Origin of the sequence: Empedobacter sp. GD03865, assembly GCF_029840775.1 — a bacterium.
Taxonomy (GTDB): domain Bacteria; phylum Bacteroidota; class Bacteroidia; order Flavobacteriales; family Weeksellaceae; genus Empedobacter; species Empedobacter falsenii_B.
Genome location: NZ_JAOCDF010000040.1, coordinates 23,698 through 34,186 on the forward strand (window position 1 = coordinate 23,698; position 10,489 = coordinate 34,186).

Here is a 10,489-nt window from a genome sequence, read left to right on the forward strand (position 1 = left end):
ATGTTTAATTCTGATGATTCTTTAAAATCATTTAATCAAAAATGATACAAATTCATATCTACTAAAAAAAAACCTTGAATAATTCAAGGTTTTTTTATGTTTATACAATCAGTAAAACTGTTTCTTTTAATTTTTCGGCTTGTTTTGAATAAATAAAAATCTCAAAATCGGTTTGTATTTTTTCTTCAAAACTTTGTTTCATTTGTTGATAAGAAACTGCTTTTGGACTTTCTTTCAAGTATTGAACAAAATCAACCAACCATTCACCAATCTCTTTGTCCACAACAATTTCAAGATAATCTTGTTTGGTATGAAATTGTAAAACAGCATTCTCAAAAGTTTTTCCTTTTTTGGTTTTCGTTACAAATTCTATTTGTGGCTTACCTCCTAACCAAACCACTTTTTGCGTTGGTTTATACGTTACAAAAGTTTCATTATTCAAAACTGTTTCGATATAATTTGGTTGAATTGAGGTTCTCGGAACTTTAAAATCAAACCATTCATTCAGTGATAATTCAAAACCAACACCATGCATATAGTTAAACAATGATTTCTTTAATCCATACGAGAACTGATCATGAATTAAACCTGATTTTTCTTCGTGAATCATATCATTATTCGCAAAAGTTCCTAATTCGGTGCTATGATTAATTACTTGATATTTCTCTGGATTCAACCCAACTGGACTATGTGCTGTCATCGCAAATTGATGCCAAAATCCTGATTGAAGAATTCCTAATTCGAACATTTGACGCACCATTTCCAAACTATCAATCGTTTCTTGCTTTGTTTGTGTCGGAAAACCATACATCAAATACGCATGTACCATAATTCCGGCTTCGGTAAAATTTCGATTTACAACGGCAACTTGCTCTACTGTTACACCTTTATCAATCAATTTCAACAATCGATCCGAAGCGACTTCCAAACCTCCAGAAACCGCAATACAGCCCGAAGCTTTCAGTAATCGACACAAATCATATGTAAAACTTTTCTCGAATCTTATATTTGTCCACCATGTTACAGTCAATTTTCTTCGAAGAATTTCTAACGCAACTTCTCGCATTAATGCTGGCGGAGCAGCTTCGTCCACAAAATGAAAACCTGTATTTTGAGTTGTTTCAATCAACTCTTCCATTCGGTCAACAATTTGTTTCGCCGCAATTGGTTCATAAATTTTGATATAATCTAACGAAATATCGCAAAACGTACATTTCCCCCAATAACAACCATGCGCCATTGTCAGCTTATTCCAACGCCCATCACTCCACAAACGATGCATTGGATTAACCACTTCGATGACAGAAATATATTGATCTAATTTGATATCCGTATAATCTGGTGTTCCCACTTCGCTAAATTTATAATCGCGAACAGTTTGATTATTGATATAAGAAACTTGATTATTTTGAAGTGTAAAAGTTCTTTTTAACTCTGAAACTTCAACTTCATTGTTGATATATTTTAACAATTGCTCAGTTGGTGCTTCACCATCATCTAATGTAATAAAATCGAAGAACTCAAATACTCGTGAATCGCTTAAAGAGCGCAATTCTGTATTTGGAAAACCTCCACCCATGTCCACAACAATTTCAGGATAATTTGCTTTAATATATTGCGCACAACGGAAAGCCGAATATAAATTTCCTGGAAAAGGAACCGAAAAACCAATCATTTTTGGATTCGTTTTCTGAATTAATTTCTCTAATTCCGAAAGTGTAATTTTATCAATATAAGTTGGGTCTTTCTGTAATTCTTGATACAATTCATCAAAAGAATTTGCCGATCTTCCTAAACGTTCAGCATAACGAGAAAAACCAAAATTTTCATCAACAGCCTCAATGATTAAATCCGATAAATCTTCTAAATATAGCGTTGCCAAATGCTTCGCTTTATCTTGAAAAGACATCGAACCAAAAGCCCATTCCAAATCTTCAACTTCTGCAAAACGAGAAGCTTCTGGTAAATATCCATCTTGAATAATTGAATCAGCTAAGGTCGAATTTTTTCCTTGTAAAAATCGGATAACAGGATCAATAGTTGCGATATATTCGTCGCTTAACATCACCATTCTTTTACTATTATCACCTAATTCAATCTCTTGATTTTGAATAAATTCAAATAAATCAATTAAACCTTTTCTTGAAAATAATTGTAAGATAACATCTAAACCTAAATCAGCTTGAAAAGTTGAATATGAAAGTGTGTTTAGAAATCCTTTTAAATAAACTGTTCCAGGATATGGTGTATTTAATTGCGTAAAAGGTGGTGTGATTAATAAAAGATCCGTTTTCAATCGTTGAAATTTGTTGCAAAAATACGGATTGAAAAAAAATAATTTTAGATTTTTATCAATTATTTTTCAGTTTTATCAGTGCTTCTAAACGGCATCGTTTCAATTTTGAAACTTCCTTCAATCACAGCTTTTTCGAGATTAAGAATTCCTTTCAACGATTCATAATCTACTTTATCTGCATCGTCAGTTGGTTTATGATAATCGTCGTGACCGCCTGTATGGAAAAATAAAACTGGAATATCTTTCTCATAAAACGAAGTTTGATCCGAACCGCCTCTACCTTCATAACCTGTATAAAATTTAACAAAATCAGTCGGATTAATTTCATTAAAAATTGTTTCGAAAGTTGGAGAAGTTCCATAACCTATAATTGAAACGCCAGATTCTTTGTTCAAACGACCAATCATATCCATGTTTAACATCCAATGCACTTTCGATAAATCATACGTTGGATGTTTCACAAAATAACGTGACCCTACCAAACCTAATTCCTCTGCACCAAAAGCAATGAATAGAAAATTAACAGGTTCTGTCATTTTATTTTTACTGTAAAATCTTGCCAATTCTAACAAACCAGCAACGCCAGAAGCGTTATCATCAGCACCATTGTGAATCATTCCATAACTATCTTTCGCCAAAGAACTTCCTTGCTTTCCTTCTCCCAAATGGTCGTAATGTGCACCAATCACAATCGTTTTCTCCGCTTTATTATCTAAAAAAGCAATCACATTTTTTGCAGAACGAATACTGTCAACAACTTTTACTTTTTTACCTTCGCCTCAAATCCTTGAAAATATCCATCTTCTCCTAAAGGTTGAAGTTTATATTTTTTGAATTCTTTTGCAATATATTTTGCAGCTTTCAAATTTTCTTCACTTCCAGTTCCTCTTCCTTTCATTTTGTCATCAGCCAAAAAATAAACGTGTTTTTTAAGATTTTTGACTTCAATTTCTTGCGCAAAAGACTTGGCTCCTACAACCAAAGATAAGATGATAACTATTTTTTTCATATTCAATTTCGACTAACTATGTGTCTAACAAAAATAGAAAAATAATCAAGAATATAGATGAATAGGATAATTTTAGAAATTTAATTTTGCTTATTATCACTGAAAATCAGGGTGAATAATTCAATAATTGTTAAATTTCAAAAACTTTTTTAAAAATTGATGCAACATTCAAAAACTTGCTGCGTCTATACAATAGAAACAACAATGAAACCTTGAAAATTTTGGAGAAAGAAAATTTTTCAATAAATGATAAACAACTATTAGATTGGTGCGAATCTGGTGTAGAGGCTGGCTATACTCAGCTCTATCATCGCTATTCGAAATCAGTTTACAATTCTGTTTATCGTTTGGTCACAGAAGTTTCTGATGCGGAAGATTTGACACAAGAAATTTTTATTTCACTTTTCTCTGATATTCAAAAGTTGAAAAACATCGAAAATTTAGGTGCTTGGTTCAGTAGAGTTGCGATTAATAAATCAATTTCACATTTACGAAAAAACAAAGTTTATTTTTCTGATGTTGCTGGAGCAAATATTATTGATGACAGCGAAGAAAGCATGGAAGAAAAACAAATGTTGGATGGTAAAATTGAAGAATTGCAACAAGCAATTGAAGAATTACCAACGGATACAAGAACAATTGTGAATCTATTTCTGTTCGAAGACATGCCGCAAGAAGACATTGCTCAACTTTTGGGATTGAGCCACAACACGGTGAGAAGTAAATATCATCGTGCAAAAAAGAAAATTTACGAAACCTTACAACAAACCGTTTGCAATGAATGATTCTTTAAAAAAACATATCGAAAAAAACAGAGAAGCCTTTGAAAACAAAGAACCTTCTGCAGAATTATGGAAAAGAATTCAGGCTGAGATTCCTAAACAGGAAGAAAAAACTTTGGTAATTGAACAGCCTAAGAAATGGAGAATTCAGAATTGGAGTATTGCTGCTTCTGCGCTTGTTTTATTGAGTGTTGGTGGATATTTTTTCTTAAAAAATGATCAAGTAAATTCACCAAAAACAATTGAAATTGTAAAAGAAAAACAGGTTAAAAAAGTAGAAGAAATTCAACCAGAAATTGTTCATCCAACTGAAATGAAAACTGAACAAAATGAAAAAGAAATTCAGTTTGTAAGGATTACTAAAGAGAAAAAAGTTGAAAAAATTGTTCAACCAAAAGAAGAACTAATTGGTATAGATGAAAATCTTAAAAATGAAATTTTAAGTTCATTAAATGATCAAGAATCAACAAGTAATCGTATTGATGCAATTGCAAAAATAGCTGATTTACCAAGTATTGATCACAATTTAAAAGAGAGTTTATACCACTTAGCTTTAAATGACAACAATACAATTGTGCGACTAAATGCACTCGAAGCACTTGCTTCAAAATTACCTAAATCAGAAGCTTCAAAAGAGTTAACAGATCTTTTTATGAAGCAAGATGATCCGATGGTACAAATGGAATTAATAGGAATGATTGCGCATATCAATAACGATCAAATCGATTTGAAATTAACAAATAAATTACAAGAAATGGTTTTGGATCCTACAACAAAACCGTTTGTGAAAGACGAAGCGTACGCGGTTCTTTTTAGAAAATAATAATTAACAAAAAAATCAAAAAATGATAAGAAAAATATTTTTGGTAGCTGCATCTTTTATGATGATGTCTACGTACACTTTTGCACAAAATGAATCGAAAAGTGCGAATGAAGATAATTCGAAAACGTACAAATTAGCTGTAAGTAAAGGAAAATTGAACCTTGATCTTGGACGAGTAACAGTAGAAGGTTACAACGGAAACGAAATTGTTTTTTCTACAAAAACAAGATCGCGAGATAATGACGAAAGAGCAAAAGGATTGCGCTCGATCAACTCATTAGGACTTGAGGACAACACTGATTTAGGAATAAATGTTGTAGAAAAAAATGGTGTAATTGAGGTAAAACAACTACAACAAATGACGCCTCCAAATATCAAAATTTTAGTTCCAAAAGGTGTAACAATTTCATTTAACCATCAATCTCAATTTGGAAGTACTATTACATTCAAAAATATCGAAAATGAAGTTGAAGCAACTGCAAGTTACAACAATGTAGTGTTAGAAAATGTAACGGGACCTGCAACAATCAATACGATTTATGGTTCTATCGATGCTAAATTTAGTCAAAATGTAAAAGGTCCTTTGTCGCTTGTATCTATCTATGGTCACGTGGATGCTTCAATTCCGAAATCATCTAAAGCAAATGTAAAATTAACGACTTCGTTTGGTGATATTTTGATTGCACCTGAATTATCGTTAAAATTAGAAACAGTTGATAAATCATCTGAAATGATAAAAATTAACAATCAAGCAACAGGAACATTAAATGGCGGAGGGACAAGTTTCCTTTTCAGATCAGATTATAGTAAAATATATTTGAGAGGGTTATGAGAACAGTAATTTTATCTTTAGCAGTGGGCTTATTGACAAATTTATCAATCGCTCAAACAAAAATTCAGAAGAATTTCTCAGTTGAAAAAGGTCAAGAATTAACATTAAAATTTGATTATCCACAAATCGTTAAAATCACAACATGGAAACAAAACGAAGTGAGTATCTCTGGAAATGTTAATATCAATAATGGTAAAAATGACTCGAATTTCAACTTAACTGAAAGCAAAAACAGTCAAGGAAAAACCATCGAAGGCAAAGTTGTAAAACTAGAAGACATTCCAAATCAAGTGACAGCAACTTTTGGTAATGAGAAAAAACAATTTCAAACCAAAGAGGACTATCAAAAATATATTGATGCAAATGACATTAAATCTTCTTCGGTTTCTACAGGAGTACAAATGGATATTGTATTGGAAATCAAAGTTCCTGAACATATGAAAACGACTATCGAGTCAACGTATGGAACAATTGAAGTCATCAATTTTGATGCACCAATTATCGCACAATCAACATATGGAAGTGTAGATGCAACAATGAATGCAAAACAAATTGGAGAAATAAAAGTGGAAACTTTTTTTGGGAAGATGTACACGAATCTAGATTTTGCAATCAAAACTATAAAATCAGATAATTTTCATTCTGTAATTGCAGCAAACGTAGGTAAACAGCCATTGCAAGAATTTTCTTCGAAATATGGAAATGTCTATTTAAGAAAGTAAATAGTAAATAAATTATAACATTTTTTGAAAACACAATTGAGGATTCTCAGTTGTGTTTTTCTTTTAGAAAAGATTATTTTTGATAAAAATTAAGCCTTGAATCATTTATTTAAAGTTGCCCTAAATTGGATTAAGAAAGAGCCTCAAACAGATTCTTCAACCAGAATTTATACAAAAAGTCATTACATTTCGATTGAAGGAAAACCTGATTTAGAAGTTTCTGCGGCGAAAACTTTCAAAGGTGATCCAAATTTATACAATCCAGAAGATTTGCTTTTGAGTAGTTTGACTTCTTGTCATATGATGTCGTATTTATATTGTTGTACACAACATAAAATCGAAGTAATTTCTAACCAAGATCATTCGGAGGCCACATTGCAAATAAATCCTGATGGAAGTGGAAAAATTATAAAAGTAGATTTATTTCCTGAAATCATTATTTCTAATTCATCACAAATCGAGTTGGCGCTTTCACTTCATAAAAAGGCAAACGAATTGTGTTTTATTGCGAATTCGTGCAATTTCCCTGTTTATCATCACCCAAAATGTAACGCAAAATAAAACCGAACTAAACTCGGTTTTAATAATTTATTTTATTTCTGTTATAATTTCTCTTTTAAGAATTGAGCTGTGTAGGACTCTTTTACTTTGACAATCTCTTCTGGCGTACCTTCGGCAACCAAATAACCGCCTTTCTTCCCTCCTTCTGGACCAAGATCAATCACCCAATCGGCAACTTTGATAATATCCATATTATGTTCGATTACAAAAACCGAATGTCCCAAATCAATCAAAGCACGTAATGCTTTAATCAACTTCTGAATATCATGGAAATGCAGACCTGTAGAAGGCTCATCAAAAATAAACAAGGTTTTATTTGTCGTTTCTCCTTTCGTCAAGAAAAAAGCCAGCTTCACACGTTGTGCCTCTCCACCAGAAAGCGTATTCGACGATTGCCCAAGTTTTACATAACCCAAACCAACATCTTGTAATGGTTTCAGCTTTTCGACAATTTTATTTTGCTGATGCGTTGCAAAAAAGTCAATTGCTTCATCAATTGTTAGATTTAAAATATCTGAAATCGATTTTCCTTCGAATTTAACTTCTAAGATTTCTTTCTTGAAACGTTCGCCATGGCAATCTTCACAAACCAGCTCTACATCAGCCATAAACTGCATTTCGATGGTAATTGTCCCTTCTCCTTTACATGCATCACAACGTCCGCCATCTACATTAAACGAAAAATGTTTTGGTTGAAATCCCATCACTTTACTTGCTTTCTGATTGGCAAATAAATTTCGGATATCATCGTAAGCTTTTACATACGTCACAGGATTAGAACGCGAAGATTTCCCGATTGGATTTTGATCGATTAACTCAATTCCTTCCAATTGTTTCAGATCTCCAATTAACTCATCAAAATCACCAATTTTATTACCAAAAATCTCAAAATAACGCTGAACCGCTGGTGCTAAAATATCTTTCATCAACGTAGATTTCCCTGAACCCGAAACACCTGTAATAACGGTTAATTCGTTCAGAGGAAATTTAACATCAATATTTTTTAGATTATTTTCTCTTGCTCCAATAATTTTCAAATAATTAGGAGATTTTAGACGTTTTTTAGGAACTTCAATTTCTAATTTTCCGTTCAAATATTTAGATGTTAATGTATCACCTTTTAATAATTCATCATAGGTTCCTTCAAAAACTACTTCACCTCCATTTGTTCCTGCTTCTGGACCAATATCGATGATATAATCAGCAGCTTTCATGATATCTTCATCATGCTCTACCACAATCACTGTATTGCCTAAATCGCGTAAACGATGTAAAATTGTAATAAATTTAGCTGTATCACGCGAATGTAAACCAATCGAAGGCTCGTCTAACACATACATCGAACCAACCAAACTACTTCCCAAAGAAGTTGCTAAATTGATACGTTGCGATTCTCCTCCAGACAACGTATTCGAAGCACGATTTAGCGTTAAATATTCTAAACCAACATCTAACAAAAACGTTAAACGCGACTTAATTTCGTATATAATTCGACCCGCAATTTGCTGATCATATTCGTTAAATGTAATACTTGTAAAGAAATCATTCAACTCATTCAAAGGTAAATCAACCAAATCATTAATCGATTTATCCGCAATTTTCACGTAATTCGTTTCCTTACGCAAACGCTTTCCTTTACAAGTTGGACAAGTTGTTTTACCACGATAACGAGACAACATTACACGATATTGAATTTTGTATGTATTCTCCTCAACCATTTTGAAAAAGCCGTCCAATCCTTCCCAGTCGTTATCTCCGTGCCACAAATAGTCTTTTTGCTCTTCGGATAATTCAAAATAAGGTTTATGAATTGGAAAATCTACTTTTTGAGAAAGTTTGATAAAATGATTTTTCCACTCGCCCATTTTCTCGCCTTTCCAAGCTACAACCGCATCTTCGTAGATTGACAACGATTTATTTGGAACGACAAGATTTTCCTCAACTCCAATTACTTTCCCGTAACCTTCGCAAGTTGGACAAGCTCCATAAGGATTATTGAAACTAAAGAAATGAATAGTTGGTTCATTAAAAATCAAACCATCTGATTCAAATTTATTTGAGAAATATTTTACCGTATTATCTTCTACATTTACAATCGCTATTTCTCCTTTTCCTTCGAAAAAAGCCGTCTCGATAGAATCTGCCAAACGATGATAAAAAGATTCTTCGTCCTCTGTTGGCAAAGCGATACGATCAATGACAAGATGAATATCATTTTCGGGTTGAGGTTCAAAATTAAATGAAATTAAATCTTCAATTTTCACTTGATTTCCATCGACACTCAAACGTGTAAACCCTTGCTGTTGAAGAATATTCAAATGTTCTGCAAACGAACGCTCTTCTGGCACAACCAATTTTATTTGAAGAATAAATTTAGTTTCAGCCACAAAAGTTTTTAGATAATCAATCGCATCCGTTACCGAATCTTTTTGAACTAATTCTCCTGTAATCGGTGAATATGTTTTTCCAATTCGTGCGTACAACAACTTTAGATAATCATAGACTTCTGTCGTTGTTCCAACTGTAGAACGCGGATTTGTAGAATTTACTTTTTGCTGAATCGCTATTGCTGGCGCTATTCCTTTGATATAATCAACTTGAGGCTTATCCAATTTTCCTAAAAACTGACGTGCATAAGACGATAAACTTTCGACATAACGACGCTGACCTTCCGCATACAACGTATCAAAAGCCAAAGTAGATTTCCCAGAACCAGACATCCCAGTAATCACGACTAATTTATTTTTTGGAATCGCTAAATCAATGTTTTTTAAGTTGTGCAATTTTGCACCTTTAATCAGAATAAATTCTTTCGGATCAAGTTGATTGATATCTTTTTTCATCTTGGCACAAAGTTAAGTTATTTTAGAAAGTTAAACTTAATCGCAACAAAAATTAGTCATAAAATATAACGTATAAAAAAGAACAGATTTAGTTAAAATATAAAAGCGCATCAACATGTTGACGCGCTTTTTTCAATAAAAAAATAAAAATTTATTCCTGAAATAATAAATAATTTTCTTCGTTTAACTCTTGATATCCAACATCGTACACATAAAAAATTGTGCCATTTTTTGATTCATCTACATTTGTAATGTACTTAAAATCAAAGTTTCTCAAACTCAATTCGTTTTTATTTACCGAACGAGCTCCTTCTTCTAATAAAGTTTTTAAGATACGATTATTTTTTCTTAATCTGTTGTTAATATTTCGTACAATTTCTACTTTATCACGATTAAGATTATTATTATAAGAATTTCGACAAAAATCGTTACAAAACTTTTTGTCTTTTCGACCAAATAAAGTTTGGTTACATTGAAGACACGTATTCATAAGATAGATTTTAGGTTATTTAAATACAAATATAAAAAAAAGTTAATCAATTTACAAATACTTAACATTATACCCTTTTCTACTTTAAAACGAAAGTATTAAATATTTAGTAAATGTTTATCATCTTATTT

Annotated in this window: 10 protein-coding genes; 5 read left to right on the plus strand and 5 right to left on the minus strand. The window is 32.0% G+C overall.

The window, feature by feature from the left end:
• Window positions 1–100: 100 nt before the first annotated feature.
• The 3 genes from N5D46_RS13160 to N5D46_RS13170 are packed head-to-tail and all read right to left on the minus strand — an operon-like array spanning window position 101 to window position 3,305.
• Window positions 101–2,296 carry a radical SAM protein gene (locus N5D46_RS13160; RefSeq protein ID WP_280050224.1) on the minus strand — a complete coding sequence of 732 codons (2,196 nt, stop codon included), beginning with the start codon at window positions 2,294–2,296 and terminating at the stop codon, window positions 101–103.
• 59 nt (window positions 2,297–2,355) lie between these two features.
• A complete protein-coding gene (locus N5D46_RS13165) occupies window positions 2,356–3,024 on the minus strand; it encodes a M20/M25/M40 family metallo-hydrolase (RefSeq protein ID WP_260392028.1) in 669 nt (222 codons plus the stop codon).
• A gap of 32 nt (window positions 3,025–3,056) precedes the next feature.
• On the minus strand, window positions 3,057–3,305 hold the full coding sequence (locus N5D46_RS13170) for a hypothetical protein (RefSeq protein ID WP_280050227.1): 249 nt from the start codon (window positions 3,303–3,305) through the stop codon (window positions 3,057–3,059).
• A gap of 221 nt (window positions 3,306–3,526) precedes the next feature.
• Here N5D46_RS13170 and N5D46_RS13175 point away from each other — a divergent pair, with 221 nt between their 5' ends.
• The 5 genes from N5D46_RS13175 (at window position 3,527) to N5D46_RS13195 (ending at window position 7,025) form a co-directional block, all read left to right on the plus strand.
• A complete protein-coding gene (locus N5D46_RS13175; RefSeq protein WP_221855759.1) occupies window positions 3,527–4,090 on the plus strand; it encodes an RNA polymerase sigma factor in 564 nt (187 codons plus the stop codon).
• Complete coding sequence (locus N5D46_RS13180) at window positions 4,083–4,910, plus strand: HEAT repeat domain-containing protein (protein ID WP_125350355.1); 828 nt, start codon at window positions 4,083–4,085, stop codon at window positions 4,908–4,910. Before N5D46_RS13175 ends, N5D46_RS13180 begins: the two co-directional genes overlap by 8 nt.
• Window positions 4,911–4,932: 22 nt before the next feature.
• Window positions 4,933–5,742, plus strand: a complete 810-nt coding sequence (locus N5D46_RS13185) for a hypothetical protein (RefSeq protein WP_125350354.1) — start codon at window positions 4,933–4,935, stop codon at window positions 5,740–5,742.
• On the plus strand, window positions 5,739–6,464 hold the full coding sequence (locus N5D46_RS13190) for a hypothetical protein (RefSeq protein WP_280038193.1): 726 nt from the start codon (window positions 5,739–5,741) through the stop codon (window positions 6,462–6,464). The genes N5D46_RS13185 and N5D46_RS13190 overlap by 4 nt, the downstream gene beginning before the upstream one ends.
• 96 nt (window positions 6,465–6,560) lie before the next feature.
• Window positions 6,561–7,025 carry an OsmC family protein gene (locus N5D46_RS13195; protein ID WP_280038192.1) on the plus strand — a complete coding sequence of 155 codons (465 nt, stop codon included), beginning with the start codon at window positions 6,561–6,563 and terminating at the stop codon, window positions 7,023–7,025.
• A gap of 41 nt (window positions 7,026–7,066) precedes the next feature.
• On the opposite strand, the gene uvrA is transcribed toward N5D46_RS13195, so the two are convergent.
• Together uvrA and N5D46_RS13205 are read right to left on the minus strand one after the other, a co-directional pair.
• Entirely contained in the window at window positions 7,067–9,868 is a 2,802-nt protein-coding gene (gene uvrA / locus N5D46_RS13200) for an excinuclease ABC subunit UvrA (protein WP_280050231.1), read from the minus strand.
• Between the two features lie 151 nt (window positions 9,869–10,019).
• Entirely contained in the window at window positions 10,020–10,358 is a 339-nt protein-coding gene (locus N5D46_RS13205) for a hypothetical protein (RefSeq protein ID WP_038331633.1), read from the minus strand.
• Between the last annotated feature and the right edge of the window lie 131 nt (window positions 10,359–10,489).

What these genes read in the sequence shown, in the direction of transcription:
- N5D46_RS13170 (WP_280050227.1), bottom strand. Translation starts at nt 3,305, where the DNA reads ATGAAAAAAATAGTTATCATCTTATCTTTGGTTGTAGGAGCCAAGTCT.
- N5D46_RS13180 (WP_125350355.1), top strand. Translation starts at nt 4,083, where the DNA reads ATGAATGATTCTTTAAAAAAACATATCGAAAAAAACAGAGAAGCCTTT.
- N5D46_RS13185 (WP_125350354.1), top strand. Translation starts at nt 4,933, where the DNA reads ATGATAAGAAAAATATTTTTGGTAGCTGCATCTTTTATGATGATGTCT.
- N5D46_RS13190 (WP_280038193.1), top strand. Translation starts at nt 5,739, where the DNA reads ATGAGAACAGTAATTTTATCTTTAGCAGTGGGCTTATTGACAAATTTA.
- uvrA (WP_280050231.1), bottom strand. Translation starts at nt 9,868, where the DNA reads ATGAAAAAAGATATCAATCAACTTGATCCGAAAGAATTTATTCTGATT.
- N5D46_RS13205 (WP_038331633.1), bottom strand. Translation starts at nt 10,358, where the DNA reads ATGAATACGTGTCTTCAATGTAACCAAACTTTATTTGGTCGAAAAGAC.